The organism is Streptomyces sp. CG4, assembly GCF_041080655.1.
Taxonomy (GTDB): Bacteria; Actinomycetota; Actinomycetes; order Streptomycetales; family Streptomycetaceae; genus Streptomyces.
Genome location: NZ_CP163525.1, coordinates 4,108,123 through 4,134,084 on the forward strand (window position 1 = coordinate 4,108,123; position 25,962 = coordinate 4,134,084).

21 protein-coding genes and 3 pseudogenes are annotated in these 25,962 nt (G+C 67.0%); 11 read left to right on the forward strand and 13 right to left on the reverse strand.

The window, feature by feature from the left end; genetic code table 11:
- Positions 1-30 precede the first annotated feature (30 nt).
- The 5 genes and pseudogenes from AB5L52_RS18645 to AB5L52_RS18665 form a co-directional block, all read right to left on the reverse strand.
- Positions 31-954 carry a type II secretion system F family protein gene (locus AB5L52_RS18645; protein WP_351026850.1) on the reverse strand — a complete coding sequence of 308 codons (924 nt, stop codon included), beginning with the start codon at positions 952-954 and terminating at the stop codon, positions 31-33.
- Positions 951-1,895 carry a type II secretion system F family protein gene (locus AB5L52_RS18650; protein WP_351026851.1) on the reverse strand — a complete coding sequence of 315 codons (945 nt, stop codon included), beginning with the start codon at positions 1,893-1,895 and terminating at the stop codon, positions 951-953. Before AB5L52_RS18650 ends, AB5L52_RS18645 begins: the two co-directional genes overlap by 4 nt.
- A 2-nt stretch (positions 1,896-1,897) precedes the next feature.
- Positions 1,898-3,205 (reverse strand): ATPase, T2SS/T4P/T4SS family, encoded by a 1,308-nt coding sequence (locus AB5L52_RS18655; RefSeq protein WP_351026853.1) that lies wholly within the window; start codon positions 3,203-3,205, stop codon positions 1,898-1,900.
- A gap of 359 nt (positions 3,206-3,564) precedes the next feature.
- Positions 3,565-4,395, reverse strand: a pseudogene (locus AB5L52_RS18660) (hypothetical protein); the annotation flags it as partial.
- Positions 4,396-4,412: 17 nt separating this feature from the next.
- Positions 4,413-5,162 (reverse strand): hypothetical protein, encoded by a 750-nt coding sequence (locus AB5L52_RS18665; RefSeq protein WP_369365094.1) that lies wholly within the window; start codon positions 5,160-5,162, stop codon positions 4,413-4,415.
- 440 nt (positions 5,163-5,602) lie between these two features.
- Here AB5L52_RS18665 and AB5L52_RS18670 point away from each other — a divergent pair, with 440 nt between their 5' ends.
- The 10 genes and pseudogenes from AB5L52_RS18670 to AB5L52_RS18715 all read left to right on the forward strand — a co-directional run bounded on the left by AB5L52_RS18670 (position 5,603) and on the right by AB5L52_RS18715 (position 15,726).
- The gene (locus AB5L52_RS18670) at positions 5,603-6,259 is read left to right on the forward strand and encodes a hypothetical protein (RefSeq protein ID WP_369365095.1); all 657 of its coding nucleotides are present in this window, start codon (positions 5,603-5,605) and stop codon (positions 6,257-6,259) included.
- Positions 6,247-7,314, forward strand: a complete 1,068-nt coding sequence (locus AB5L52_RS18675; RefSeq protein ID WP_369365096.1) for a hypothetical protein — start codon at positions 6,247-6,249, stop codon at positions 7,312-7,314. Before AB5L52_RS18670 ends, AB5L52_RS18675 begins: the two co-directional genes overlap by 13 nt.
- Positions 7,315-7,773: 459 nt before the next feature.
- Positions 7,774-8,082 carry a hypothetical protein gene (locus AB5L52_RS18680; protein ID WP_369365097.1) on the forward strand — a complete coding sequence of 103 codons (309 nt, stop codon included), beginning with the start codon at positions 7,774-7,776 and terminating at the stop codon, positions 8,080-8,082.
- An 11-nt stretch (positions 8,083-8,093) separates the two neighbouring features.
- A complete protein-coding gene (locus tag AB5L52_RS18685; RefSeq protein WP_369365098.1) occupies positions 8,094-12,476 on the forward strand; it encodes a DUF6531 domain-containing protein in 4,383 nt (1,460 codons plus the stop codon).
- A 7-nt stretch (positions 12,477-12,483) separates the two neighbouring features.
- Entirely contained in the window at positions 12,484-13,026 is a 543-nt protein-coding gene (locus tag AB5L52_RS18690) for a barstar family protein (RefSeq protein ID WP_369365099.1), read from the forward strand.
- A gap of 358 nt (positions 13,027-13,384) precedes the next feature.
- Positions 13,385-13,603, forward strand: coding sequence for a hypothetical protein (locus tag AB5L52_RS18695; RefSeq protein ID WP_369365100.1), 219 nt, complete (start codon positions 13,385-13,387; stop codon positions 13,601-13,603).
- Between the two features lie 18 nt (positions 13,604-13,621).
- Positions 13,622-13,864 (forward strand): annotated as a pseudogene (locus AB5L52_RS18700) (SitI3 family protein); the annotation flags it as partial.
- Between the two features lie 153 nt (positions 13,865-14,017).
- Positions 14,018-14,147, forward strand: a pseudogene (locus AB5L52_RS18705) (GntR family transcriptional regulator).
- Between the two features lie 354 nt (positions 14,148-14,501).
- Complete coding sequence (locus AB5L52_RS18710; RefSeq protein WP_369365101.1) at positions 14,502-15,302, forward strand: hypothetical protein; 801 nt, start codon at positions 14,502-14,504, stop codon at positions 15,300-15,302.
- Positions 15,303-15,495: 193 nt separating this feature from the next.
- Positions 15,496-15,726 carry a hypothetical protein gene (locus AB5L52_RS18715; RefSeq protein WP_369365103.1) on the forward strand — a complete coding sequence of 77 codons (231 nt, stop codon included), beginning with the start codon at positions 15,496-15,498 and terminating at the stop codon, positions 15,724-15,726.
- Between the two features lie 77 nt (positions 15,727-15,803).
- Here AB5L52_RS18715 and AB5L52_RS18720 read toward each other — a convergent pair whose 3' ends face one another.
- From AB5L52_RS18720 to AB5L52_RS18730, 3 genes are all read right to left on the reverse strand, one after another.
- Positions 15,804-15,968: a hypothetical protein gene (locus AB5L52_RS18720; protein ID WP_369365105.1), complete on the reverse strand. Its 165-nt coding sequence runs from the start codon at positions 15,966-15,968 to the stop codon at positions 15,804-15,806.
- A gap of 507 nt (positions 15,969-16,475) precedes the next feature.
- Complete coding sequence (locus AB5L52_RS18725) at positions 16,476-16,835, reverse strand: hypothetical protein (RefSeq protein ID WP_369365107.1); 360 nt, start codon at positions 16,833-16,835, stop codon at positions 16,476-16,478.
- A gap of 127 nt (positions 16,836-16,962) precedes the next feature.
- Positions 16,963-17,271 (reverse strand): WXG100 family type VII secretion target, encoded by a 309-nt coding sequence (locus tag AB5L52_RS18730; protein ID WP_369365109.1) that lies wholly within the window; start codon positions 17,269-17,271, stop codon positions 16,963-16,965.
- Between the two features lie 262 nt (positions 17,272-17,533).
- Here AB5L52_RS18730 and AB5L52_RS18735 point away from each other — a divergent pair, with 262 nt between their 5' ends.
- Complete coding sequence (locus AB5L52_RS18735; protein WP_369365110.1) at positions 17,534-22,123, forward strand: FtsK/SpoIIIE domain-containing protein; 4,590 nt, start codon at positions 17,534-17,536, stop codon at positions 22,121-22,123.
- Between the two features lie 87 nt (positions 22,124-22,210).
- Here AB5L52_RS18735 and AB5L52_RS18740 read toward each other — a convergent pair whose 3' ends face one another.
- From AB5L52_RS18740 to AB5L52_RS18760, 5 genes are all read right to left on the reverse strand, one after another.
- Positions 22,211-22,840, reverse strand: a complete 630-nt coding sequence (locus tag AB5L52_RS18740; protein WP_369365112.1) for a hypothetical protein — start codon at positions 22,838-22,840, stop codon at positions 22,211-22,213.
- Complete coding sequence (locus tag AB5L52_RS18745; protein WP_369365114.1) at positions 22,837-23,454, reverse strand: hypothetical protein; 618 nt, start codon at positions 23,452-23,454, stop codon at positions 22,837-22,839. The genes AB5L52_RS18740 and AB5L52_RS18745 overlap by 4 nt, the downstream gene beginning before the upstream one ends.
- Positions 23,441-23,926, reverse strand: a complete 486-nt coding sequence (locus AB5L52_RS18750; RefSeq protein ID WP_369365116.1) for a hypothetical protein — start codon at positions 23,924-23,926, stop codon at positions 23,441-23,443. Before AB5L52_RS18750 ends, AB5L52_RS18745 begins: the two co-directional genes overlap by 14 nt.
- 98 nt (positions 23,927-24,024) lie before the next feature.
- Positions 24,025-25,431 (reverse strand): putative T7SS-secreted protein, encoded by a 1,407-nt coding sequence (locus AB5L52_RS18755; RefSeq protein ID WP_369365117.1) that lies wholly within the window; start codon positions 25,429-25,431, stop codon positions 24,025-24,027.
- A 12-nt stretch (positions 25,432-25,443) separates the two neighbouring features.
- Positions 25,444-25,737 (reverse strand): hypothetical protein, encoded by a 294-nt coding sequence (locus AB5L52_RS18760; protein ID WP_369365119.1) that lies wholly within the window; start codon positions 25,735-25,737, stop codon positions 25,444-25,446.
- Positions 25,738-25,962 lie beyond the last annotated feature (225 nt).

The following is a 25,962-nucleotide window of genomic DNA, read 5'->3' on the forward strand; positions in this document are numbered from 1 at the left end:
CGCGCCCAGGGAACGCCCAGGGAGGACGGCTCACACCTGGAACACCCGCATGGCCGCCGGGAAGATCAGGAACACCAGGAAGCCGGCGCACAGCAGCAACTGTGCCACGAGCATCGACTGGGACTTCTCGCCCGCACTGCCCTCGATCTCGGCGAGTTCGCGGTGCCGCATGGTCTCGGCGCGGGAGGCGAGCGACTCGCGCACCTTGGCACCGTCGTCCTGGACCAGTGCCAGGGAGGCGGAGAGGTCCTTCAGCTCCTCCACGCCCAGTTCCTCGCCGAGCAACCCCAGGGCGTGCCACTGGCTGTGCCCGGTGATGCGGGCGTCGGCCAGTGCGTTGCGGATGCGCTGGTTGGCCCAGCCGTCGGAGATCTCGGCCGCCGCCATCAGCGCCTCCGGCAGACCGCGTCCGCCGGCCAGGCTCATCGACACCAGGTCCAGATACGCCCCGATGACCCGGCGCAGGTCCCGGCGCTTGTCGGCCGCGTCCCGCCGTACCTCCAGATCGGGCAGGAAGAAGAACAGGGCCGCGCAGAGCAGGGCCAGCCACACCGGGATGACCGGGCTGGAGCCGAAGCCCAGCGTCCAGACCACGGCGAAGAGGAACGGCCCGAAGATCAGGCCGGCCACCGCCAGCAGCACCTTGGTCGCGAGGAAATTCTCCCAACTCCGCTCCAGGACGGCCAGGTCGGCGCGGAGCGAGCGCTGTTCCCAGCCCTGCTGGAGGTAGAGCTCCGAGACGCGGGCCCCGATGCGGGCGCGCAGTGTGCCGAACCGGCCCTGGGCTTCCTTCGCCTGGCGCGCGGACCCGTACGCCGTTCCGCGTGCGCGCAGCGCGTCGATCCGCGCGACCTGGGCGACCGCGCTGCGCCTCGTCGGCGTCAGGGCGCGGATCAGGGCGTAGACACCCAGGCCGAAGACGACGCCGACGACGATCGGCAGCGTGAGGTTCATCCCCGTACCCCCTCTTCCTGGGCCGCCGGCGTGCGCGGCCGCACGAACAGGACCGCCGACTCGTCCCGGACCAGGAACCGTTCGGGCGTCTCGATGGTGGACAGCTTGCGCAGCCACCAGAAGCCGAGCGCGAACAGGGCGCAGACGACGGAGAGCACGAGCTGTCCGACGGGAGTGCCGTACGGCGCGACGAAGTCCCGGTTGAAGACGGCGAGTCCGAGGACGAAGGCGACCGACACGGCGACCACGATCTGTACCGAGCGCCGCGTGGAGGCGCGTTGGGCCATCACTCGCTGGCGCATGTCGACCTCCTCGCGCGCGGACTTGGCGAGCGCGCCGAGCACCTGTCGCAGACCGGGGCCGCGCAGCCGGGCGTTGAGGATCAGCGCGGCGACGATGATGTCGGCGGACGCGTCGTCGATCTCGTCGGCGAGGATGTGCAGCGCGTCGGGCAGCGGGGTGCGGGCGCGCAACCGGTCGACGAGCGCGTCGAGGTGGGGCCGCAGGACGGGGGCGGCCGCCCGCGCGGACGCGGGGATGGCCTGCTCCAGGCCGACGGCGCCGGCGATGGTGTCGCGCAGCGACTCGGTCCAGGAGGCGAGGGCCTCCACGCGGCGCATGGCGGCGCGTTCCTCGGCGGCACCGCCGAAGAGCCGGTCCCAGAAGAAGACGAGGACGCCCGCGGCGATGCCCGCCACCGCCCAGCGGGTCAGCAGCAGCACGGCGAGGCCGACGATGACGGCGAGCGAGCCGCGCTGTCCGGCGAACCGGAGGAGCTCGGCGGCGCGTTCGTTGGCGCGTTGCTTCTCGTGCTCGGGCTTCGCGGGCAGGCCGCGGATCGCGATCAGCAGCAGCGCGAGTCCGCCGCCGGCGGCGACGCCGCTGCCGATGGAGTACAGGACCGTGGTCGAGAACAGGGCCCCGAGTGCACCGAAGTCCATGCTCACCCCCAGCTTCCGTGCGGCCGGTAGCCGTGGGCCATCAGGTCCTCCAGGCAGGCGATGGGCGCATGCGGTACGACTCGTCCGTCCGGGGCCTCGGCGAAGACCTCGCTGGACAGTACGCGGCCGTCGACGCCGTTGACCTCGCGGACGGAGGTGACCATGCGCTGGAGCCGGCCGCCGGTCTGGTAGTTGTTGCGCCGCTGGATGAAGACGACGAAATTGACCGCGCCCGCGATCAGCATCTGGCTGGCCTCGATGGGCAGCCGCTCGGACGCCTGCAGCGCGTACGTCGAAATACGGTTGAAGACCTCGCTGGAGCTGTTGGCGTGGATCGTGGACAGCGAGCCGTCGTTGCCCTGCGACATCGCGTTCAGCATGGTGACGATCTCGTCGCCCAGCACCTCACCGACGATGACGCGGGACGGGTTCATACGCAGCGACCGGCGCACCAGCTCCGCCATGGGGATGGAGCCCTGCCCCTCGGAGTTGGGCAGCCGCTCCTCGAACGCCACGACGTTCGGGTGCAGGTCGGGGAAGGTGTCGAGGCCCAGCTCCAGGGCGCGCTCGACGGTGATGAGCCGCTCGTGCGGCGGGATCTCGTTGGCGAGCGCCCGCAGCAGGGTGGTCTTACCGGCGTTGGTGGCACCGGCGATCATGATGTTCTTGCGGGCGCGGACCGCGCAGGCCATGAAGTGGGCGACCTCCGGCGTCAGTGTGCCGTTGCCGACCAGGTCGGATATGAACACCTTGCCCATGCGGGCACGCCGGATGGACAGCGCGGGCCGCCGGGCGACGTCCATGACGGCGGAGAGCCGGGAGCCGTCGGGCAGCCGCAGGTCCAGCTGCGGGTTGGCGGAGTCGAAGGGGCGCGAGGACAGGCCGGAGTAGGCGCCGAGCACCTGTATCAGCTCGATGAGCTCCTCGTCGGAGTCGGCGACGGGCTCACCCCTGACCTCACGCCCGTCGGCGAAGCCGACGAAGACCTGGTCGCAGCCGTTGATGTCGATGTTCTCGACCTCGGCGTCGTCCAGTAGCGGCTGCAGCCGGCCCACGCCGAACAGCGCCGCGTGCACGGCGGCGGCGTACTGCTCCTCGGTCTCGGCGTCCAGCGGCGTACGGCCCGCGTTGATCTCGGCGCGGGCGTGCTCCTCCAGGATCTGCGCGATCACCGCGCGGGCGTACTGCCGCTCGTCCTCGGTGGACATCGGCGCGACACCACTGACCTGGTCCACCCGCCGCTGCTCGGCGATACGGTCACCGGCGTCCTGCCGGAACCGCTTGACCAGCTGGTGGTCGACAGCGGTCATCGGCCGGCCTCCGCGTGGCCCTGGTGGGGCTGGTGAGGCTGGTACGGCTGCTGGGGCTGGGCTTGCTGAGGCTGGGCTTGCTGAGGCTGGTGGGGCCCGCCTTGGTGGGGCTGCTGGGCCTGGGGGTGACCGGCCTGCTGAGCCTGGGGGGCCTGGGGGGCCTGCTGAGCCTGGGGGTAGCCGTAGCCGCCTTGCTGAGCCGGGGGGTGCCCGCCCTGCTGGGGCTGCTGGGGCTGCTGACGCGCCTGCTGGGCCTGGTGCTGACCGCCCTGCTGAACCTGAGGATGCCCGCCCTGCTGGGGCTGCTGAGGCTGCTGATGCGCGCCCTGCTGGGCCTGGCGGTACTGGGCCTGCTGAGCCTGGTGGGCCTGCTGGGCCTGGGCGGAGACGGCCCAGGCGGCGCCGTACTGCTGGTTCAGATCGGCGGCGACCTTGCGGGCCGAGCGGACCAGCAGCGACTTGTCGAGGCGGCCGCGCTTACGGCCGGCCAGCATGTCGGCGCCGGCCGGGTCGTCCGCGAGGGTACCGACGACCCGCGCACCGGTCTGGGCGTGCACCAGCATGTCGTTGACCTGGTTGACGAGCTTGCCGGAGCCGGCCGGGTCGGCGATCAGAACGACGCCGATGAGCGGGGTGGCCAGGGCGGCGGCACCGCGCGGTCCGCCGTGCAGCCGCGTGGACAGCTGGGTCGCCCGGTCCCGGACCCGGGCCAGCGCCTCGGGCTCGGTACGGGAGAGGAGCAGTACGAGTGCGGCGTGCGGGAACAGTTCGACGGCCGGGGTGTCGCCGCTGACGCGTCCGCAGTCGGCGATGACGTCGGCGGGCGCCTGGGGCGAGTCGGCGAGGGCGGCGAAGGAACGCCCGAGGGTCGGCCACAGGCTGGCGAGCCCGGCGGCCTGCTCGGCGATGCCGAGCCCCACGAGCACCTCAAGGCCGCCGCTCAACGGCTGGACGTGGTCCCAGAGTTGATCGGGCACCAGCCCGCGCCGAGCGGTCGCGGCTATGGACAGCAGGCCGGTGTTGGGGTTGAGCGGCCCGCCGTGCGCGGCGTTGCTGCGGTACACGAGGTCACCGCCCGCCGGGTCGGTCTCGGCGAGCAGGACACGGCGCGGCCAGACCGCGGCGAGCGCGACGGCCGCCGTGGTGACACCGGGGGAACCCTTGTCGGCGGCGAGAGCGATGAGCGCCATGGGGTGGGGGCCGCCTTCTAGTTGCCGGAGCCGGAGACGTGCACGACGGCGACCGCGCCCTCGGAGGCGGCGCGTGCCACGGCGGCGGCGGTGGCCTGGTCGACGATCAGGGTCAGCGACAGGTTGCCGCTGCTGACGGTGGCGTCGCCGCTGTCCTTCTTGTCCCCCACCTTGGCAGTGGCGATGGGGTCGCCGGAGGAACCGGAGGAGGAGCCCGCGCCGGCACCGGTGCCGGTCTTGCTCGAACTCGAACTGGAGCCGGAGCTGGAACTGCTGCTGCCGACGTTGTAGACGGCGACCGTGTCCCCGGGCTGGATGTCCGCCGGGTACTGGCCGTCCTTGAGGGACACACCTACGACGGCCTTGCCGGCCGGCAGCACATTCCCCTTGGTGAACATCTGGCCCACGACGATGGTGCCCGGGTAGATCGTGGTCCGCGCCTTGTAGTCCTTCAGGGCGCCCAGCTGGTCCCACCGGACGTAGTTGACGCTGCTGTCGTCGGCGACCATCACAGACGTGGAGTTGCTGCTGTTGACGGCCTGCCCGACCTGGATCGGCTGCGTCACCTTGACGACCTCGATCCGGTTCCCGGCCCGCAGCACCAGCGTGGTCGCGCCCAGCGCACCGAGCAGGATCAGCAGCACCGCGAGGGCGGCCAGAGCGGGCTTGCGCTCCCGCGGCGGAGTGGGCAGCCGCTCACCGACCGGCCCCTGGGCCGGAGCGGCAGAACGACCGGCGCCCGCCCCCGTACGCTCTTGGATCTTCACGCAACCGCTCCCCGTACACCCAAGAAAGTCTCGCCTGTCATATTCCGCTCACAACCGGTCCGTTCAGGACGTCCGGGACACTTCGCCGACTCATCGCGTCCAGATACCGAGCGCCCAGGCGAGTGTCAAGCCATCGCACCGTATCAGCCGCCCATAAGCCCCTCAAGGCGCGTCCTGACTCCTCGCCCTCAGCGGCAAGACGAGGACCCGTTCCTCACCTACCACCCACCGGGCCTGCACAATTCACTCACGGAAGCCGGGGGCCACTTGCGTGCACACGCGCCCGGCCGAGCCGACCCACGCCACCTATGTGAAGTACGCAGCAGGCTGCCAGCCACGAGCCCTACGGCCGGCCCGCTCTGGTGAAACCGAGAATCACGCCTGTAGCGTCAGGCTCATTGGCCAAACGACATAAGACCTCTTCCTGTTGGGAGTCGATCGTGAACCGCCGTTCTCTGCCCGTTGCCGTCGCCTTGACTGCGACCGCAGCCCTCCTGCTGACGGCGTGCGGCAGCGGTGGCAGCTCATCGAAGGACAACAGCAAGATCGCGGGCGCCGACACCGATGGCACGAAGACCCCAGCATCGCCGAGCCCTTCCACGGACGACGGCGCAAGCCGCCCCAAGATCACACTTCCCGGCGATGTCCACGACGTCTTCGAGGGCTGGAAGACCGGTGACCCCAAGAACGATCCGGTACTCGCCGACACCGAACGACGCATCGACGCCACGAACTACGCCCTCTCGCAGGCGAACCCCGACGAGCCGTCGCTCGGCTTCTACTACACAGGGGATGCCCTCGCGGGAGCCTCCCAGTGGGTCAAACAGGTCAAGGACGCGGGCCTCACCCTCACCGGGACGACTCGCTACTTCAACCCCCGCGTCAGCATCTACGCGAAGAACAGCGCCACTCTCAGCTACTGCTCCTTCGAGGGCAAGGCGTACGGGAAGAGCCGAAAGACCGGAAAAATCAACAAGGATCCCGTGACCGACAAGTCATACATCCTCTACATCACGCGTCTGGAGAAAAACACCAAGGGCGTCTGGCAGACAAGTGCTCTCCGTAGCGACAGGGGGAACAAGGGATGCACTCCCTGACCAGTGATCACTCAATGACCACCTCGCGAAGATGGGCCGTTCTGGCGGGTATGACCGCCCTTGCCTACGGCGTCATCACACCGCCCGCCTGGGCAGACCTGAGCCCAGGTGGCGGCACTCAGGGCAAGACGACCCAGACTGCACAGCGGGACGGGCACACGATTGCGTCCCGCGTCACCTTTTCCGGTTCCACCAGGAACCCCAGTGACCAGTCGTCTCCCGCGGCCACCCCAGCCGGTAACTGGTCTCCGCCCGCCTGCTGGTACGAACCGGTATCGGCACAGCAGTTCTCCAAGGAGGTGGAAGACGGCTACAAGATGGTGGCCGACGACCCGCAACAACCCAATTACGCCAAGGAGTCAGTCTCCGAATACCGGGACATATACAAGAACGGGAAATACAAGAACTACAATCTAGACAAGGCGGACAAGGGTAACTGGTGGGTCTCGGCGCAGGACCCGACACGACTCAACGACCAGGCCGCCTGGGAATGCAGTGATCTCCCCTTCTGGGTGAAGAACGGCGATATCCCACCCGTCAAGAAGGCGATCTCCCCGGAGATCCTCGCCGAACTCGCCTACAATCGGATCCAGTTGCCCGGCACCAAGGTCTCCCTCGCTCCGGCCGACACAACCAAGGTCAATCTCTCCACCTGGGCCTGGCTGGACAAGGCCAAGTTCAAGAAGGTCTCCGTCACCGCCGCGCTGAACGTCACGGGCCTGAACATCCAGGCCACCACGACCGCCGATCCTGTATCTCTCAAACTTGAGCCCGGCACCGATGACGCCGAGACGTATCCGGCTTCGGGTGAATGCGCGGCCAGTTCCGACGGTTCCGTCGGCGAGCCGTACGCCAAGGGAAAGGCCGACCAGGCCCCACCCTGCGGGATCAAGTACCTCCGCTCCTCCGGCAGCGGCACGTTCCCGCTGAAAGCCACCGTCACCTGGCGCATCACCTGGTCCGGTACCGGCGGCGTCGGCGGCGATCTGCCCGACGGCACCTTCGGCACGACTCAGGAAGTCACCGTGCAGGAGATTCAGGCGGTCAACAGGTAGCTGGTGGAACGAGCGGAGTCGCAGAACCTCAGGAGGATCGCTTAGGGCACGGCGACGGAAGGGCCGCGGCCGCCACGCTGCACCACCAACAGGTGCGAGGGAGCAGGGCGGACCGCCGGTCGCGGAAGATCCCTGGCTACGCCCTGGCCCACTTGGTCTTGGCCATCGTGGCGACGGTACCGCTGCTCCCCTTCCCCTGTTCGCGGCGGATCGGCACCGAGACAGCCGCCTCCGTCTGCGCGGCCGGCCACAGCCGGCGACGCCGACAAGACGCCATCGAGGCGGCAGGCAGCGACGTCGATCTGTACGAAAGCCTTGCCCAGCGATGGTGCTGGGGTTCGCGGTCTCGCATCACGGAGCTTTACTCTCCATTAGACGAGTCCATGCCATATACATAATGCCCCCGACTACCGTCGAGGGGTTGGTACGTGCACAGAGTGAAATTCGGGGGCGGGTGGCATGTCGGACCTGAAGAAGCAGGCCTCATCCATGCACAGGGCGGCGTCGGGGTTGCGTGGGGTGGGGCATCACACGGCGAAGCCGTTGGCGGAGTTCACCGCGCAGCAGCATGACTTGAAGGCGTTGGGGGCGTTGGGGTCATTGCTGGGTGCGAAGAGTGAGATCGAGAAGGGCATGTCCACTCTGTCCAAGCTGACGAAGCAGCTGGAGGAGGAGTGGGAGACCGAGGCGAAGTTCATCGGTGAGGTCTCCGATGCTTTCGATCTGCTGGATGTGCTGCTGGCGACAGCTCAGGGCAAGAAGGGCTGAGGCGGCCGGTCATGGTGGATCTCAACCCGCTGCATTACATCAACAAGTTCAACCACATGTTCGGCGACAGTGTCGCCAGTGGTCTGGAGTTTCTGGGGATTTCGGATCCGGCGGTGGATCCGGACGGGGTGCGGGAGATAGCGAAGAAGTGGCGTCATCTGGCTCAGGGCCTGGATGACGCTTCCACTGCTGCGGACCGGGCGTTGTCGGGGGTGGAGTGGGAGGGGAAGGCGGCCAAGGCCTTCCACAAGCGGTCCAAGGCTGCGCGTAAGCAGGCCGGGGAGATGGCGCATTCGCTGCGTGAGGGCGGCAAGGCGCTGGACGATTTCGCGGACAAGGCGCATGAGCTGTTGTCCGAGATCGGTGTGATCCTGGCAGAGATCGCCGAGTTCGAGATCGCGGGCCTGGCCCTGTCCGTGCTGACGGCGGGTGCCTCCGAGGTGGCCTCGACGCTGATGTCGGGCGAGCGGGCGCTGAAGGTCGTGGCGCTGGTCGGGCGGATCGAGAAGGAAGGGACGACTCTCGGCACGGTGGTGCGCCGGGTGATGGAGGTCATCCGGCAGGTCGAGCGGGCGTTGAAGGCGTTGAAGGAGATCCGGGGCGTCGCGGCGGCGGGCCGGATGGCGAAGGAAGGGCTGCAGTTCACCGCGTTCCAGACGATGCTGGAGGACCCGTCGGCGTTCAAGGATCCAGAGAAGCTGGCGGGGATCCTGACCGAGGGCGCGCTGATGGGCGTCGGTTTCGGGATGCTGGGCAAGGCCCTGGGTAAGGGCCTGAAAGCCCTGGGCCCGGCCGCTCTCGCCAAGCTGAGCAAGGCGATGGGCCTGGACTGCGCGGCGTTCGAGCGGCTGAAGCTCAATCCCGGCTTCGACAAGCTGCCGGCCTCGATCCGCAACATCGTCAAGACGTTCGTGCGGGACCCGATCGACGTGGCCACCGGCGACATGGCCCTGACCCGCACCGACATCACCCTGCCGGGCGTGCTCCCCCTCGTGCTGGAGCGCACGCACATATCGTCGTACCGTCACGGGGGTTGGTTCGGCCCCACCTGGGCTTCCACCCTGGACCAGCGGGTCCAGGCGGACGAGGACGGCTTCGTCTACGCCACCGGCGACGGTGCCCGTCTGTGCTTCCCCCGCCCGGACACCGAAACCAACACACCCGTCCGGCCGGACACCCCCGGCTCCCGACTCACCCTCGCGTGGGACACCGATGTCGATGGCGGCATCCGGGTCCACGACGCCGATGCCGGGCTGTCGTACGTGTTCCACAGCCCGGTGGCGGCCGCCGGCGACACCGCCGTGGACCTGCCGTTGCAGTACATCCAGGACCGCAACAACAACCGCATCACCATCGAGTACACGGAAGGTGATGTCCCTGGCGCGGTCGTCCACTCGGGCGGTTACCGCATAGCCCTCGACCACGACCCGGCACGCTCCCGCATCACCGGCCTGCGCCTGATCGACCCCGCCCACCCGAACCGGCCCGGGACCTCCCTGCTCACCCTCACCTACAACGAACAGGGCCACCTTGTGGAGGAGTTCAACTCCTCCGGCCTGCCGATGCGGTACACCTACGACGCTGACGGCAGGATCACCTCCTGGACGGACCGCAACAACACCACGTACTGGTACCAGTACGACGACCAGGGCCGGGTCGTGGCCACCGGCGGCACCGGAGGGGCCCTCGCCTCCACTCTCACCTACGACGCCACCACCCGCACGACCCGTGTCACCGACTCCCACGGCCACACCCGCACCTACGAACACAACGAACACCTACGCCTCATCCGGGAAACCGACCCCCTCGGCAACACCACCACCCAGGAATGGGACGAGGACCTCCAGCTCACCGCGGTCACTGACGCTCTCGGACGCACCAGTGGTTACCGATACGACGAGCTCGGGCACGTGACCTCTGTTGTGCGTCCCGACGGCAGTGCGTCCTGTGTCGAGTACAACGATCTGGGGTCACCGACGCAGGTGACGGGCCCGGACGGCTTCATATGGCGCTATACATACGACGAATGTGGGAACCGGACCGCCGTCACTGACCCACGCGGCGCGACCACGCACTTCATCCGCAGCACGAACGGCAGCCTGGTGGAGGCGCGAGACGCGGCTGACCGCACTTCCACGTACGAGAACAACGCAGCTGGTCTCACCGTCTCAGCGGCAGATGGCCTTGGCAACATCACCCACTGGGCATACAACTCCCTCGGCCTGACCACTGCGGTAACCGATGCGCTGGGCAATGTCTCGCGCCTGGATTGGACCGTCGATGGCTGGCTCGTGGGCCGTACCAACCCGGACGGATCGCACGAGAGCTGGCAGTACGACGGCGAAGGCAACTGTGTCCGCCATGTCGATGCCACCGGTCAGTCGACCATATTCGAGTACACCCACTTTGACCGCCTCAGCGCGCGCACCGGTCCGGGAGGGGAGCGGTACACCTTCACATACGACACCGAGCTGCGCCTCACTCAGGTGACCAACCCTCAGGGGCTGGTATGGAACTACATCTATGACGCGGCTGGGCAACTCCTCTCCGAAACCGACTTTGACGGACGCACCACGCGCTACACCTATGACGCCACAGGGCGTCTCGCCGACCGGACCAATGCTCTGGGACAACGCATTTGCTACCGGCGGGACGCGCTAGGGCGTATCGTTGCCAAGGATGCTGATGGCGCAACAACCGTGTACACATACACAGCGAATGGTGCACTGACCACGGCCATTGGCCCGGACAGCAGCCTGCATGTGGAACTCGACTCGGCCGGCCGTCGCATCAGCGAGACCGTCGATGGCCGGACCATGAGCTTCGCTTACGATGCCTCTGGCAACCGGACGCTGCGCACTACACCTTCTGGCGCACGCAGTAATTGGGCCTATGACGCCGCAGGACGAACTTCTCGGTTGGCCACAGCGGGTCACATCATGGACTTCGCGTATGACGCGGCAGACCGCGAAATCGTTCGCCGAATCGATGACTCACTGACCCTCACACGCGGTTACGACAGCGTTGACCGACTGGTCGCGCAGGCGAGTATTGCTCCGGGTGGCCATCGGATCATTGAACGTTCCTATGCCTATCGTCCAGACGGCTACCTCACAGGTGTTGATGACTCACGTGCCGGGCGCAGCCGCTTCGATCTCGACGCTCACGGCCGCGTGACAGCGGTGCAGGCTGCGGGTTGGAGCGAGCGCTACACGTATGACACTGCGGGTAACCAGACCGAGGCCATGTGGCCCATGAAACACCCCGGCCACGAGGCGGTCGGGCCGCGCGCTTACACAGGAACACGGCTCACGCGGGCTGGCGGCGTTCACTACGAGCACGACGCCCAGGGACGTGTGGTAGTACGCCGTAAGACTCGACTCTCGCGCAAACCCGATATATGGCGTTACGAGTGGGACAGCGAGGACCGACTCACAGCCGTCACCACGCCGGACGGCAGTCGCTGGCGCTACATCTACGATCCACTTGGCAGACGGACCGCCAAGCTTCGTCTCGACGCCGACGGGGAGACCGTCCTGGAGCGCACTGCCTTCTCCTGGGACGGCAACATCCTGTGCGAACAGACCACCGAGCAGGGTGACGCGGGTGTGCGCACCTCGCTCACCTGGGACCACGACGAGCTTTCACCTCTGTGTCAGTCGGAACGCGTCTGGGCAACCGAAGCGCCCCAAGAGACTATCGACCAGCGTTTCTTCGCCATCGTTACCGACCTCATCGGCACTCCGACCGAGCTGGTCTCTTCGGACGGAAAGGTCGCCTGGCACACTCGGTCCACTTTGTGGGGAACTATTGCCTGGAACCGTGACGCGAGCGCGTACACCCCCCTGCGCTTCCCCGGCCAGTACCACGATCCGGAGACCGGTCTCCATTACAACCATCACCGGCACTACGACCCGGAGACCGCTCGCTACACCAGCCCCGACCCCCTTGGCCTGCTTCCGGCGCCCAACCCCGTCGCCTACGTCCACAACCCGCACAGCTGGTCCGACCCATTGGGTCTCGCACCCATGTGCCATCTGCATGGCGGCGACACCGGCAGCCCGAACGGTCTTGGCGTCCTTCCCGGTCCAGCACCGCAAAAGGCTGTGGACATGCTGAACAACGTCAACGCTCGCCCAGGTGGAATCGGGAAGATCGACGGCTACCATGGCAACGCGAACTGGGGTAACAACTTGTCTGCCCTGCCAGGGGGCAAATACAAGGAATGGGACGTCAACGCCAAGGTCGACCTCCCGCGGTGCAGCGCACCAGGCTGCGGCAAGGAGATCAGAGGGCCCGAGCGCCTCTTGACCCCGAAGGACGGCCCCGGCCCTGCGTACTATACGCCGGACCACTATGGAAGCTTTTACTACGTCGGTGAATTCACAGGGTGATCCAGGAATGATCAGCGTCGACCTCACGGGTACCTCGGGCCCCTGGGTTGTTTTTGTTCCCCAAAAAACAGCTGAGATTGATCGGCAACTGAGCGGATTGAAGGCGAAGGGTGGGCGCGTCTACCACTTCGACTCCGCAGATTTGATGACCGAGCAAGGCGTCTATCGCGCGTTCGCGGAAGTTCTGCAGTTTCCAGGTTATTTCGGAAGGAACTGGGACGCCCTGGTGGATTGCTTGGACGACCTGTGCGGTGCCGTCACGGGGGGAGTCGGAATCGCCTGCGTGATTCACGAGGCGGATCGGCTGCTGGAAGCTGAACATTTTCCACTGCTGGTATCAGTCTTGTGCCAAGGGGCCGACCGTGCGAATTCAGCAGTAGACCTCGATGGAATGCCGTTGGGTCGGCCCGCTCTGGCCGAACACTTCGTGCTCGAGTTCCATGATTTCGATCCCGACAAGGTTGTAGCCCAGGTTGCGCAACCTGATCTGATCGTCACCACGGGAGTCGGGTTTGTGGCGGCAGCTCTCAATCCCGAGGAATGGCATTGACCGAGGACGTCCCGTGGGCACAGCGAGCAGATCATGCTCGGCATTATTCGCGAGGCGGGGGGGGCGGGATTGTACGTCATCGCAGCTCTCGTCCCCTCACGCGCTGAAGATCGGCAGCGCTGCCAGCTAGGCACACGCGCCGCCCAACAGCAGGATGCCCTGGAAGCTGAGGGTGTCGACGATGACGCCGCCGGCCAGGCCGCCAAGGCCAATGGCGGGGTTGAAGACTGCTGCCCAGAGGGGGAGGGCAGGCGGCGCCGCAGTTCCCCCATGGGCAACTGAAAAAGGGCATGGTGATCGACGGCGAAGACAATATTCCCTTCACTCCCATCCATAGGGATCAAGAGAATCACTCTGCATGGCAATCGAATATGACCTCGATATCGCGACCCAATCGTCTGCGACCGAGGCTGCAACGTGTCTTGCTGAAATCGGCAGGAAACTCGGCGTTTTCGATACATCCATTAAGGATGAGCAACTCGTCGACAAGGAGTTGTTCGTGTACACCCGGCTGGGCGCGTGCGTCAATGTGGTTCAGCAACGGCAACCACACGCGCGGGATCCCATCGTTACCTGATTCAGGCTTACTCCGACGGTCTGTGTGGGGTTCCACATGGGCAAAGGAACGGAAACCTCGGACCAGCAGGACGACATGATCCTGCTGATTGCGCGCCTACTGGAGTGGGTCGACGGTGATGCAGTGCTGCAATACCGGTATGAGGAGGTCTGGCTGCTACGCAGGAACGGTGAGCTGATCCTGAATGAGGGCGACGACCTCTGGCGGCCGAAGCGGTTGGCTCTGATGACGCAGCCCTATCGCCGGGAAACCACACCATAGACTCGGATTGAGTCGTCAGTGAAGGTCAGGTTCCACTCCAGCGACATACCCGGACGGGACATCTGGCCGCGGCACAGACATCGCACACGCGCTCAAAGGGAACGCCAAGCTCTTCTCCGAGATCTTCGGCGTCGGCGGTCCCATCAACGGTGGATCTCCGAGGTGAAGCTGGAGCAGGAGTTCGGGCTTTCGGGTCACGGTGAGGAAGGCCACCGCTGCCCTCCGCGAGGAAGGGCTCATCGTCACCACGCCAGGCATGGGATCCTTCGTCACTGACCGTTGACGAGCCGTCGGGCATGCTCATGGACGAGGCCTCGCCGTTGCCGTGTACACGGTTCACCGACTGGCTAAAGGCGCCTGAGAGTCGTGACCCTCGTTACCGGCCACTCACAGTGCCCTCGCTCGTGCTCCGAACGCGGCCGCCGTATCGTTACGGCACATGTGGCCAGGAGAACAGCCGCCGAGTGGCGGCCAGAACCCGCAGCAGCCCCCGGTCGGGCACCAGCCGAACCCGTACCAGCAGCCTGGCCCTGGCCAGCCGAACCCATACCAACAGCCCGGTCCCGGCCAGCCAAACCCGTATCAGCAGCCGCAGCCCTGGCAGACTCCCCTGCAGCAGCCGGCCGCCGGTGCCCCCGTGCCTCCGCCGACGCGCGGCGGCCGGAACCGGACCGGCATCGTCGCCGTCATCGCTGCGGCGGCCGTCGTGCTTGCCGCGGGCGTGACCGGGTTCCTGGTGCTCGGCGGCCACAAGCACGACGGGCCCGATCCGAAGCCGACCAACACCGTGTCCCCGTCTCAGAGTTCGGCCAATCCTCGGAGCCCTGACACCCAAGCCGCCACGATCAAGGGCTGGAAGGTCCTGACGAACCCGGAGCAGGGAATCGCGTTCGATGTCCCGCCTCAATGGGAGATCCAGTCCGCCAGCTGGGTCTCCTATGTCTCCAAGCAGGGAGACCCCAACGACAATCCACTCATAGCGATCCGCAATGTCGCGATGCTGCAGAAGAAGTGGTGTTCCTCGGACGACGACCGGGACGGCACACTGGAGAACACACCTTTGGCGCAGGTGGGCACAAGGGGCAACAACGGCTACAAAAGCACTCAGGACATTGCCGGCTCCGACCCGGAGACCTGGGTGTACGGCGGGTACACCCAGCCGGACAAGAAAAAGGTGAAGTCCAGCACCTTGGAGGCCTTCACCACGAGCTCCGGCCTCAAGGGCACTCTGGGCACTGCCTGGTCCGTGGGCGTGCCGAAGTCGAAGAAGTGCGATTCGGACGGCAAGGCATGGACCTTCGGCTTCAAGAACAGCGCAGGGGACCTGGTCTCCTGGTCGTTCTTCGGCGCCAAGGGGGTGTCCGGCGAGGTGCCGGACGCGACGATACGGAAGATCGCCACCACGGTACGGCTCTACAAGGCCCCGTCGGGCTCCTGACTCGAAGCGAACTCCAACCAGGGACCCGGCGAAGAGGAACGGCCTCGTCGCCTGTGCGGTGCCTAGCTCAGCCAGGTGATCGACGCATTCAGCTGGTACGGCCGGCCACCCCTCGCCCGCAGGTAGCGGATGCCAGACGGCGGGGTCTTGTCGGTGTCGCCCCTGGCGTACGGGTACCGATAGAGCCGTCGTCATGGATCGCGCAGTCGCCGAATGCTGGGAACCGCTCGGCGTCTTCGGCTCCGGGATCCAGGTGCAGAGCGGCCCGGCTTGGCGGTCGCCCTGCGGCAGTTCCGCGTGCACTTTCACGTTCCTGAACGTGGTTTTGTCCAGTCAGACCCAGGTCCGCTCGTTCACCGTCGACTTGGTCGCGGGCTTCAGCCCGATCGCAGTCGGCAGGACGTTGATCTTGCTGTGGACGTAGGCGGCGAGGACAGCCGACGCGGGCAGTGGCAGTGGCCGAGACGCCGAACCGAGCGCATGCCTCCCACGCTCCGCGCGTCAGCGACACCTCCCGGCGACCGTGGTGACAGAGGTGACCTTCCACACGCCTTGCGCGGTCTTGTCCAGCCGTTGCCGGTACTGAATCAGCGACTCGGGCTTGTCCGGAGTTCTGACAACCTTGCCGGTCTGGCCGTTCCTGGTGGACGATTTGCGTTCGTCCACGCCTCACCGACGATGGTGTCGTCATTCGTCGGTGAACTGCTTGATCCACTTACCGGCGGACACCAGAGTCGCATCCGAGTTGTAGAACGCGACCGCCTTCGAATCCGGATTCCCCTGCATGATCGCCGCGTACTCCGATTTCAGCTCCTCACCTCCGTCGTTGAGGACCGCCTGGAGCTTCGGGTCGCTGTTCGTTCAGTTCTGGAAGTCCGCCTCGAATTCCTTGGAGAGCGTGATCTCGGGCCGCCCCGCGCCGCCTTGAGAAGCCGAATGGAAAGGAGCCGCCGAGATTCTGACGTTCCCTCCGTCCGCCCCCTTGGCCTTGTCAGTGGAGGAATGACCGCCTCCGCCGGAGCCACACGCGTTCAACAGCAGGGCCGCTGATGCGGTCATCCGGTGCGCAGGAATCCCACCGGCCGCCCTGTGGCTCTTTCGTCGAGGCCGATCAGGATCCCTCTGTTCCCTCAGGGCGATTTCAAAGTCCGACTGTTCGCGCGTCTGTGCTGGTCAGCGGAGCCCGAGGAGAGCCAGGGGACGGGTGAACGGCTCGTAGGACATCTCGCGGAGTCCAGCGGCGATGTTGTGGTGACCGGCGGCACGGAGGCAGTTGATCGCGAAGCTGCGCAAGGTGGCCATGTTCTCCGGGCCGTGCTCGGTGTGGACCTTGGAGGCGTCCTCGCGGAAGGCGGTGTCGCGGACGAAGTGGGGCCGGTTTTCGATGACCCACTGCGAACGAATGATCTTCGCGAGCCGCTGCGGGAAGCTTCCCGGCTCAGGGCTGTCACCCGCTCCAACCGGAGCTTCGTTGTGTACGAGATGGGTCGACCGGCAGTCGTCACCCCACCGCGACCTGTGACTTCGCAGCATCACTCGGACTTTGAAACAGCCCTGGCCACGGGGCCAGGCTCCCTCCGGTGACAACTCTCAGGAATACGCGGGTGCGACGGGACACCGTAAGTATCCCGTCGCACCCGGTAGTTCAGTGATCCGAACTTTACGAATGCTTGGCGACCTGGGCCAGCTGGTGGTCCATGTGCTCGTAGGCCTTCCTCGCGTCCGTGAGGAACTTGGACAGACCGTGCAGCCCCTGGACGGTCTTCGCCGCGCCCTTGGTGAATTCCTTGATGGACTCCTCGTAGGCGCCGGAGGCCTTCTGCGTGGTGAAGCCGTTCGCTACGAGGCTCGCCACGCCCTTCTCAATGCCCTTGAGCTCCTCCTCCATATTGTGCATGGCCTTGATGAGATCACCGGCCTGCTTGTCCATGTCCGCATATGTAAGAGCTGCGTCGCCCTTGCCCGCCATGACGGCTCCCTCCCGTTTCCGATACGCCGCAGGGCCTTCCCCCGTGGCTGACGTCGTGCGGTTCCTTTCGGCGTGCCGCCGCAAGCATCCGCACGAGCAAAGATCCTACGGCTGGAGGGCCGTTGAGGTCACAGGGCAGTTATGCAAGGGAGTCGTGAACCAGTACACATCCCGTTGCGGCGCTGTCAGCGGGGACGGTTAAGGTCGATTCCACTGTGTTCAGCGTTCCGGGGACAGTCTCAGCCCCACGAGGAGGACGAACGTGCGCCTGAGTCTGACCGTCGTCGATCCGCTCGTCGGTGCCGCCGCCGACGTGGTGCTCGACGCCGACCCGGAGTCGACAGTGGGCGACATCACCCGGGAGCTGGCGCGGCAGGTCGGGGCCGGCCATGGCGCGGAGATCATCCCCATCGGCGGGCACCGGCAAGCCGGCGGTGCCCCCCACGCATTCGTGGACGGCTATCCCCTCGACCCGAGCGCGACCGTCGCGGGATCGCCGCTGCGGGACGGAGCCGTCGTCAGCCTGCACGATCCGGCTGGGTGTGTGTTCGGCGAGCCCACCGGTGTGGTGGAGTTCCGCGTCATCGGCGGACCCGCGTCCGGCACCGTGCACCGGCTCGGCGTGGGACGGTACGGCATCGGCAGCGGGTCGGGCGCCCAGCTCCGCATCGACGACGGCGAACTGGCCGAACGCGCCGCGACTTTGTCCATCGCCATCGACGGCACCTGCAAGGTCACCGTCCATGACAGCGGCACGGAGCAGAGCGGCAAGGACGCAAAGGACGCCGACGACGGCCGCGGCCCCCGGCTCGACGGCAAGCCCCTCGACGGCGACACCTGGCCTCTCGGCGCTCAACTGTCCCTCGGCAACAGCCTCTTCGAGATCGTCGCCTACTCCCCGCCGGACGCGGCCCTGAAGTGGTCGGACGACGGCGCCGGCCTCGACTACAACCGGCCCCCCCGGCTGCGCCCGCCCGAGCGCAAGACCCACTTCCGGCTGCCCACGCCGCCCAGTGAGTACGAGGCCCGGCCGCTGCCTTGGCTGATGGCACTGCTTCCGCTGGTGGGCGCCGTCGTCTCGACCATGATGTTCGGGCGCTGGTACTACCTGATCATGGCCGTGATGAGCCCGCTCATGCTCTTCGGCAACCACTTCGTGGACAAGAAGCACGGGCGCAAGTCCCACGCGAAACAGCTCAAGGAGTACAAGGAGCACAAGGAGCGGATCGAGCAGGACGCCCAGGACGCGCTGCGCACCGAGCGCCTCGACCGTCGTGCCGCCATCCCCGATCCGGCCGCCGTGCTCGCGTTCGGCACCGGTCCCCGTACGCGCCTGTGGGAGCGGCGTCGTACCGACGCCGACCATCTGCTGGTCCGGGTCGGCACCGGCCCGGTCCGCTCCGACGTCGTGCTCGACGACCCCGAGCAGGACGAGCACAAGCGCGAGGTCATCTGGCACATCGAGGACGCGCCGGTCGCGCTGCCGCTGAAGGATCTCGGGGTCATCGGCATCGCAGGGCCGGGCGAGTCCGCGCAGGCGCTGGGACGGTGGGCGGTCGCCCAGACCGCGGTCCTGCACAGCCCGATGGACGTGCAGTTCTACGTCCTCACGGACAACGACGCGCACACCCGATGGGACTGGGTGCGCTGGCTGCCGCACACCCGCCCCGTCGGCGGGCAGGACGTCAACGTGCTCATAGGCACCGACTCCGAGACCGTCGGCGCCCGCGTCGGCGAGCTGACCCAACTGCTGGACGCCCGGCAGAAGGCCCTCAACGAGTCCGGGAAGCGCGGTGACGGACCGGCTTTCGCCGAGCCCGACATCGTCGTCGTTTGGGACGGATCGCGGCGACTGCGATCGTTGCCCGGTGTCGTACGGCTGCTGCGCGAAGGTCCGGCCGTCGCCGTCTACGCGATCTGCCTGGACGAGGAGGAGCGGTTCCTGCCCGGGGAGTGCCAGGGTGTCGTCGTGGCCGAGCCGCGGCGTGCCGACGATGCCGCCGCCCCGGCCGTGGCCGCCGTGGCACAGCCCCCGGCCGGTGGCTTCCCCTCCTTCCAGGCCTGGCACCAGACGGCCCAGCAGGCACACGAGACCACCGAAGAGAACCTCCCCCTGCGACTGCGGGTCCAGCAGAGCGGTGCCCGCCGTATGACCGACGTACGGCCGGACTTCGTCTCCTCGGCCTGGTGCGTCCGGCTGTCCCGCTCGCTGTCCCCGCTGCGCGACATCAGCGGCGAGACCGAGGACTCGGCGCTGCCCTCCGCCAGCCGCCTGCTCGACGTACTGCAGCTGGAACCGCCGAGCGGCGACGCGGTCGCCGCGCGCTGGCGTATGGGCGGGCAGTCCACGATGGCCGTCGTCGGAGAGTCGTACGACGGCCCGTTCGGCATCGACATCCGGCGCGACGGCCCGCACGGTCTCATCGCCGGTACGACCGGTTCCGGTAAGTCGGAGCTGCTGCAGACCATCGTGGCCGCGCTCGCCGTGGCCAACACCCCCGAGAACATGACGTTCGTCCTCGTCGACTACAAGGGTGGCTCGGCGTTCAAGGACTGCGTGAAGCTGCCGCACACCGTCGGCATGGTCACCGACCTCGACGCCCATCTCGTCGAACGGGCCCTGGAGTCGCTGGGCGCCGAGCTGAAGCGACGCGAGCACATCCTGGCCGCGGTCGAGATCAAGGACATCGAGGACTACCAGGATTTCGTACGGCGGAATCCGTCCCATGCGCCCCTGCCCCGGCTCCTCATCGTCATCGACGAGTTCGCGTCCATGGTCCGCGATCTACCCGACTTCGTCACGGGTCTGGTCAACATCGCGCAGCGTGGCCGGTCTCTCGGCATTCACCTCCTGCTGGCCACGCAGCGGCCCAGCGGTGTCGTCTCGCCCGAGATCCGCGCCAACACCAACCTGCGTATCGCGCTGCGTGTGACCGACGCCGGTGAGTCGTCGGACGTCATCGACGCGCCCGACGCCGGCCACATCAGCAAGAGCACCCCCGGACGCGCCTATGTCCGGCTCGGCCACGCCTCCCTCATCCCCTTCCAGTCGGGCCGGGTCGGTGGCCGCCGCCCGGGCGCTGCCGACCCGCAGACGCTCGCCCCGTGGGCCGGGCAGCTCGCCTGGCAGGACCTGGGGCGGGCGACGCTGCAGAAGCCGAAGTCCGAGGCGCGCGAGGACGACGAGATCACCGACCTCAAGGTGTTGGTGGACGCCGTACTGGAGGCCAACCGGGCGCTGGCCATCCCGGCTCAGCACTCCCCGTGGCTGCCCGCCCTGGAGGAGACGCTGCTGCTGGACGACGTCCCGGCGGTGCGCGGCGAGGGCGCTCTGCCGGCCGCGCCGTACGGCGTGGCGGATCTGCCGGCCGACCAGGCCCGGCGCCCGGTGGTCGTCGACTTCGCCGGCTTCGGGCACCTGCTGATCGCAGGCGCCCCGCGCAGCGGCCGCTCACAGGTGCTGCGCACCATCGCCGGTTCACTGGCGCGGACCCTGTCGTGCGGCGACGTCCATCTGTACGGCATCGACTGCGGCAACGGCGCGCTCAACGCACTCACCCGGTTGCCGCACTGCGGTGCGGTCGTCGGCCGTAACCAACTGGAGCGCATTGTCCGCCTCTTCACGCGGATTTCCGGCGAACTGACCCGTCGGCAGGACCTGTTCGCGGAACAGGGCTTCGCCGACATCGGCGAACAGCGGAGCGCCGTGCCGGAGGGCGAGCGGCTGCCGCACATCGTGGTGCTCCTCGACCGCTGGGAGGGCTGGCTGCCCACGCTCGGCGAGTACAACCACGGCGAGCTCACAGACGAGTTGATGGCGATGATGCGCGAGGGCGCGAGTGTCGGCATCCACATAGTGATCACCGGTGACCGTCAGCTGCTGTCGGGCCGGATCGCCTCGCTGACAGAGGACAAGTACGGTCTGCGCCTCGCCGACCGCGGTGACTTCTCGATGCTGGACATCAACGCGCGCAAGGTTCCCGAGGAGATCCCGCCCGGCCGCGCGTTCCGGGCCGAGACGGCCGCGGAGACCCAGTTCGCGCTGCTCTCCGAGGACACCACCGGTCAGGGCCAGGCGGCCGCGCTGGTCGCCATCGGCGAGGCGGCGGCCGCACGGGACGCCGAGGTGCCGCGCTCGCTACGCCCCTTCCGGGTCGACGTGCTGCCCAGCCGGATTTCCTTCGCGGACGCCTGGGCGATGCGCGACACCGCGACGAGCGCCTCACCGCTGTGGTCGCTGGTGGGCGTCGGCGGCGACGAACTCACCGCCTTCGGCCCCGACCTCGCCCAAGGTGTTCCGGCGTTCGTGATCGGCGGCCCGGCCAAGTCCGGGCGCAGCACGGTCCTGTTGTCCATGGCGCGCTCCTACCTCGAGCAGGGCGTACGGCTGGTCCTCGCGGCACCGCGCCCGTCCCCGCTGCGCGAACTTGAGGGTCAGGAGGGCGTGCTGCAGGTCTTCACGGGCCGTGACATCGACGAGGACGAGCTGGAGGAAGCCATCGGCTCGGCCGGACCCGAGCAGCCCGTCGTCGTCCTGGTCGACGACGCGGAGGTGCTGGACGACTGCGACGCCGAGGATGTCTTCAAGCGCATAGTCGAACGGGGCGTCGAGCAGGGCCTGGCCGTCGTCATCGCCGGTGACGAGGAGGAGATCTGTGACGGCTTCTCCGGCTGGCAGGTCGACATGAAGAAGGCCCGGCGCGGCATCCTGCTGTCGCCGCAGGACACCTCTGCCGGCGAGCTGATCGGCATCCGTACGACGCGGAGCATGGTCGGCGGTCCCATCACGCCGGGCAGGGGGATGCTGCACCTGGGCAGCGGGACGCATGTGACGGTCACGACGCCGCTGTAAGGGCAGGAAGAGCAGGAGGAAACAGACCGCGGTTCCGCGACGGACATCGTGACCCGATTCCTCAAACTGACCATCTAGAACATGGTGTTACTGGCCGTCGTAGACGGTGAGTTCACGCGCGAAAGCGTCGAGCGCGGGTAGCGCCGCGTAGAGCCTGCCCAACTCATTTGTCATGGCGATGAGTTGGACGTCGATCGGAGTATCACCGGCACGCCAGTGGTAGCCCACGACTCCGAGGAAGGGGGCGACGTTCGCAGCGTCGTCGTCGCCGTCGTCCGGCTGAAGGGCAACGCCGTACAGGCTGCGGGTCCCCCGGCCGAGGTGTTCGCTGGTGAACTCCTCCTCCACATCGGCTTTCCCGAGCCGCTCAGCTGGGGCACGCCCGGAGTCGGGCACCGGCCAGAAGCCGACGAAGACCGGTACAGGCGGACGTGTGGGTTCCGGCCAGTACAGATAGTGCAGGTGGGCGGGAAACAATCCGGGAAGCTTGTCGTAATCGTCGCGGATCTGGTCGGCTATCCGGGCGCGTAGATCCCCGGGCACGTCGTTGTCGCCGGCGTACGCGCGCTGCCTGGCGCCGAGGACGTCGGCCACGTCCTCGGCGTACGCGGACGCGTCTGGCCAGTCGGTGCCGGTGAAGTCCATGGGAAGCGGGACAAAATCAGATGTGGGGTCATCCGCCGACCCGAACCCCGCGTCGTACGTGGGAGTTGTCATCGCGTACTCCAACGGAGCGTGGTCATGACGGCGTCGAAGAGTTCGACGAGGACCGAGGAGATCTCCCCCTCGGGATCCTCGGCGGTGACGGTCGAGAAGGCCACGGCGAGCCACAGGACCGGATCGCCCGGCACGGGTACCTGGTACTCGACGCGCCGTGAAGGGAACTCGGCGCCTTGGGCCGGGTCGGCGGGCGCGGTGATCTCCGTGCGCACGGCCGAGACGCCGCCGATCTCCACGATCCGCCTGCCCGGCTCGGACGAGGCGAGGAACAGGGCGAGTTCGGACGGGTCGACGTCATCCGCGCCGTCGGTGCGGAACTCGGCCACCAGGAACGAGGCGGGGAGGGCGATGCCGTGGACGAGTTCCACGGGTAGGTAGAGATCGAGGCCGTGGTCCGCACGGGCCTTGGCAATCTGTTCGCCCAGCTGTGCTTCAAGGTCACGCCGGTAGGTGAAGACCTCGTCACGGGGCAGTCCCGCGAAGGAACGGTCGAGGATGCGGCGTACGGCGCCCTCGGTTCCGTAACGCAGGGGAATGCGGGCCCAGCCGGGCGGCAGGACGAGGGTGTAGGTGTTGGGCGGTTGCACGAGGGAATCGTCAGCGGTGGCCATCGGCGGCCTGCTCATTCTTTCCGGAAGCCTTTCGGGCGGCGCGGCGGCGGGTTACGGAGCCGTGGATGAGGACGGCGAGGGAGGCTCCTGACGCGGCGAAGCCGATCCACAGCAGAGCCGGAACCCATGCGGCCTTACTGATGAACGTCGAGCCGGTGTACTGCGAGTACAGTGTGAAGCCGGTGACAGCCGAGTTCAGCAGGGCGACAAGCCAGAAGTGCACTGGCGGGGCGGGGCGCGCGAATGCCAGCGGCACCGAACTGTCGATCACACCCTTGTGCGCGTTGCGCAGCAAGTAGCCTGGAAAGCCCTTCGCCTGCCCCGGCATGGGACCAGGATCACGCTTGAGCAACTCAGGGGCGTGCCACATAACCGTGGCAGGCAGTGTAGTGATCCAGCAGAGGGTCCAACCGCCCAGGAAGAGCACTGCCAGGACAATTGTCGGTGTGAACACCGTGACGGCCAGCGTCATCACACCGCACCAGGCCCAGAAGGCCAGGAACCCTCCAGTGAGCAGGGAATACGCATATACCCGGATCAGTGGCGGGAGTGTGCGAGTACCGGACGCGGTCACCATGTCGAGCCCGTTTCCACTGTGGCCCCGTTCTTGAGGTCCGTCCATGAATTTGTACCACTGCCACCGAAACGTCCGCTGACGTACGGCTCCGTCATGCCGACGACTTTATCGAATGTGTCCGCGCCGGTTCCCGCGGCAAAAGCGGCCTGGCTGACCCGCAGAGCCCCGCCCCCCTTTGCAAGCCGCGCCGCGATGTCCGGTGAGTCGGGGAACCGGGAGGCCGCTTCCCCGAAGAACGACTTGTACGCGGCCGCGTCGGGCCCGCCCGCCTTGAGGCTGTCAAGGAAGCCGGGCTCGAACTCCTTGCCCGCGAGTGCCTTGGCATCGGAGATCGCCGACTTCTTCGCCGCCCACATCGCCTTGCTCGTCTTGCTCATGAGCTGCTGGCCCTTGAGGTAGTCCTGGCTGCCTTTGGTCGCCGTTCTGACCAGTCGGCCGGCCAGTGCCCTCTCCGTCGACTTGGCCGCCGATCGATAGGCCGCCTGTCCGAGCTTCCCGGCGCCGCCGCGCAGCGCGCCCCGCAGACCGGCCGCCGCTGTCTCCAGGCCCTTGCTCGCCACCTTTCCTGCGCCGAAGGTGAGGAGTCCGACCACATCGAGCCCGACGTCGACCCAGTTGCCCTGGCCCGCCAGAGCGAGCGCGGTGTGGGTGAGCAGCGTCCCCGCCATGAAGCCGAAGGCGATCCATCCGATGATGTTGACTCCGGGAATGAACAGCGAGATCACCGCGAGGGCCGTGGCCACCCAGGACAGCGCATTGGCAAGGTCGTTGAAGAACCGGGCGTGCTTCGCCATGAAGTTCTTGAACTTGTCCCAGCCCTTGTCGTGCAGCCCGTCCTTGCTGATGGCCCGCCTGATCTTCCCGGCCCAGTGCCCAGCCCGCTCGTTACGGTGGCCAGTCGCCTTGTTCAGCTTGGTCCGAGCCGCGCTCAGGTCTCCTTGGGCACCCTCCAGGGCCTTCTTCCGCGCCGTCTCAGCGGACCGTTCCGCCTCGGTCAGCTTGTGGTCCGGATCGGGCTTCCGTCCGGGAGTCTGGTGCGGCGGCTGGTGCGCGTCGATGCGTCGCTGGGCGTCCTTGGCATCCTGAAGCGCGTCGTCGGCCTGCTTCTGGCAGTACTCCAAGTCGTCGGCCCAGTGCCCGAGATAGCCCGAGACATGGTCGTAACGATGGTGGGTCTTGGCGAGCCGTCCGGACAGTTCGTCCGCCTTGTCGCGCAACGCGCCCGCGTACTCGCCCTTGAGCTCGCTCGTGTCCCGGCTGATCGAGTTGAGGCGGTCGACCTGCTCACTGATCATCTTCGCCAGCTTGCCGAGCCGTGTGGACTCGTCCCGGATGTCGTGCACGTCGCCGGGGACCGGGTCTTCCTCCGCCAGCGGACTCCAGTCGGTGGGTCGGGCCATCGGCTCAGTTCCTCACTTCTTGCCCTTGGGTTTCGTTGCCTTCTCGAGTCCGTGGTCGAGATTCGTGAAACCTTCGTGGCATTTCTGTGTCAACTCGCCCACGGTCTTAATGGAATCGAGCAACTGCTTGCGGTGGTAGTCCCAATTGTCCGCGAACTGACCCATGGCACCGGCGATCTCACTCGAACCCCACACACGCTTGAGGTCCTTCTGGTGCTGATCGGTGTGCTCGAACTCGTACTGGATCTTCTTGAGGCTCTTGGCCGACTTCAGCAGCAGAGCGTCGTTCACTACGAGATCAGTCATGGCAGGAGCCCCCACTGCCCCTAGGATATCCACCTCTTGGGATCACCCGCATCAGCCGTTGACCCACATGGGCCCCCTCCCCCGCAGAAACAATCATTCCCGTGTAGCACGCTACAACAGCGGCCGGGGAGAGTACCCACGACCCCGCGCGCCGTCTACCGCCACATTCGGCATACCCGGAAGGCGGCGTGACCTATGAGACAAAGTGGATCAACACAGGGTCAT

Bases quoted from the DNA above. Each gene is read 5' to 3' on its own strand.
- AB5L52_RS18645 (WP_351026850.1), bottom strand. From the start codon at position 954: ATGAACCTCACGCTGCCGATCGTCGTCGGCGTCGTCTTCGGCCTGGGT.
- AB5L52_RS18650 (WP_351026851.1), bottom strand. From the start codon at position 1,895: ATGGACTTCGGTGCACTCGGGGCCCTGTTCTCGACCACGGTCCTGTAC.
- AB5L52_RS18655 (WP_351026853.1), bottom strand. From the start codon at position 3,205: ATGACCGCTGTCGACCACCAGCTGGTCAAGCGGTTCCGGCAGGACGCC.
- AB5L52_RS18675 (WP_369365096.1), top strand. From the start codon at position 6,247: ATGCACTCCCTGACCAGTGATCACTCAATGACCACCTCGCGAAGATGG.
- AB5L52_RS18680 (WP_369365097.1), top strand. From the start codon at position 7,774: ATGTCGGACCTGAAGAAGCAGGCCTCATCCATGCACAGGGCGGCGTCG.
- AB5L52_RS18685 (WP_369365098.1), top strand. From the start codon at position 8,094: ATGGTGGATCTCAACCCGCTGCATTACATCAACAAGTTCAACCACATG.
- AB5L52_RS18690 (WP_369365099.1), top strand. From the start codon at position 12,484: ATGATCAGCGTCGACCTCACGGGTACCTCGGGCCCCTGGGTTGTTTTT.
- AB5L52_RS18695 (WP_369365100.1), top strand. From the start codon at position 13,385: ATGGCAATCGAATATGACCTCGATATCGCGACCCAATCGTCTGCGACC.
- AB5L52_RS18715 (WP_369365103.1), top strand. From the start codon at position 15,496: ATGGATCGCGCAGTCGCCGAATGCTGGGAACCGCTCGGCGTCTTCGGC.
- AB5L52_RS18725 (WP_369365107.1), bottom strand. From the start codon at position 16,835: ATGCTGCGAAGTCACAGGTCGCGGTGGGGTGACGACTGCCGGTCGACC.
- AB5L52_RS18730 (WP_369365109.1), bottom strand. From the start codon at position 17,271: ATGGCGGGCAAGGGCGACGCAGCTCTTACATATGCGGACATGGACAAG.
- AB5L52_RS18740 (WP_369365112.1), bottom strand. From the start codon at position 22,840: ATGACAACTCCCACGTACGACGCGGGGTTCGGGTCGGCGGATGACCCC.
- AB5L52_RS18745 (WP_369365114.1), bottom strand. From the start codon at position 23,454: ATGGCCACCGCTGACGATTCCCTCGTGCAACCGCCCAACACCTACACC.
- AB5L52_RS18750 (WP_369365116.1), bottom strand. From the start codon at position 23,926: ATGACGCTGGCCGTCACGGTGTTCACACCGACAATTGTCCTGGCAGTG.
- AB5L52_RS18755 (WP_369365117.1), bottom strand. From the start codon at position 25,431: ATGGCCCGACCCACCGACTGGAGTCCGCTGGCGGAGGAAGACCCGGTC.
- AB5L52_RS18760 (WP_369365119.1), bottom strand. From the start codon at position 25,737: ATGACTGATCTCGTAGTGAACGACGCTCTGCTGCTGAAGTCGGCCAAG.